General features: G+C 41.8%; 2 protein-coding genes. One reads left to right on the top strand and one right to left on the bottom strand.

What is annotated here, in order from left to right; genetic code table 11:
* The first annotated feature begins 231 nt into the window (after positions 1 to 231).
* Positions 232 to 831, top strand: a complete 600-nt coding sequence (locus tag R7E47_RS25470) for a LysM-like peptidoglycan-binding domain-containing protein (protein ID WP_025527311.1) — start codon at positions 232 to 234, stop codon at positions 829 to 831.
* A 66-nt stretch (positions 832 to 897) separates the two neighbouring features.
* Here R7E47_RS25470 and R7E47_RS25465 read toward each other — a convergent pair.
* Positions 898 to 1,001, bottom strand: a 104-nt coding sequence (locus R7E47_RS25465) for a GNAT family N-acetyltransferase (protein ID WP_318085623.1), incomplete at its 5' end; no start/stop codon positions are given.

The raw sequence follows: 1,001 nt of genomic DNA, 5'->3' as shown, positions 1-1,001 counted from the left end.
AATGTCGCTCTTATTAGGAGTGATAAAGGTAACAGGATATCAGTTTCGAGCTTAGGTTTAAATAATTGCTGGCGATTGCGTTATCTGACCAGTCAGCGTGTGACTTATCTCTTACTCCAAGTGAAATTTCTGCTAATTTAAACCAAATTCCATTTTACTTTAGTCAAAACCATATACTCTCCGCGCTGGTATTTTTATACTGGTAGTAGAAGTATTAAGGGACACATCAACATGAATCGTCGCAGAAAGAAAAAGCAGCAAGTCGACTACGTCGAGTTGGTCAAACAAAAGTTCGCTGCTATCAACTGGAAGCAGCCGTTCAACAAAAGTAAGTGGTTGGAACGTGTAGAACCAATCAAGGCATTTTGGCAGCGCTTACCTAAATTCCATCAACGAGCTTTGATGGTGTTAATGCCATTATTACTTCTACTTCTGATTGTACCGTTACCGAAAAAAACGGAAACGTTAGTCGAACCGCAGGGTGAAGTGGATAGCCAGCGTGTTGCGATCCAGTTAAATGCGCAAAGCCTGAGTCAGCAACGTACGTCGCAAAACTCGGGGCCTAAGTCAGAAGACTGGAAAGAGTACCATGTGAAGAATGGTGATACGTTAGCTCAAGTTTTTCGCAACAATCAGCTTTCTATGGCTGACCTTAGCGCCTTAGTAAAAATAGAAGGAAGCGACAAGCCACTGAGCCATATCAAGCAGGGGCAACTCATCCGTTTTAAACTCTCAGAAAACGGCCAGTTAGATATGTTGCAACTGGAAAAGAGCGATCATTCGGTTATGTTCTTCCGTCTATCGGATGGCAGCTTCGGCAGAAACAAATAGTTTCCGTTGTAGATTTAAAAAAGACGCGATCATCTCGCGTCTTTTTTATTGCAGTTTTGTAGAGGTTTATTGAGTCGAATGCTTCCTGCGCATGTCTACGTGTGGAATTCCATCTTCTAAGTAACTGTCAGAAATAACTTCAAATCCATGGTGAGCATAAAAATCGATAA

Origin of the sequence: Vibrio sp. Vb1026 (assembly GCF_033338745.1) — a bacterium.
Lineage (GTDB): Bacteria > Pseudomonadota > Gammaproteobacteria > Enterobacterales > Vibrionaceae > Vibrio > Vibrio alginolyticus.
This window is presented reverse-complemented; position numbering and strand designations above follow the sequence as displayed.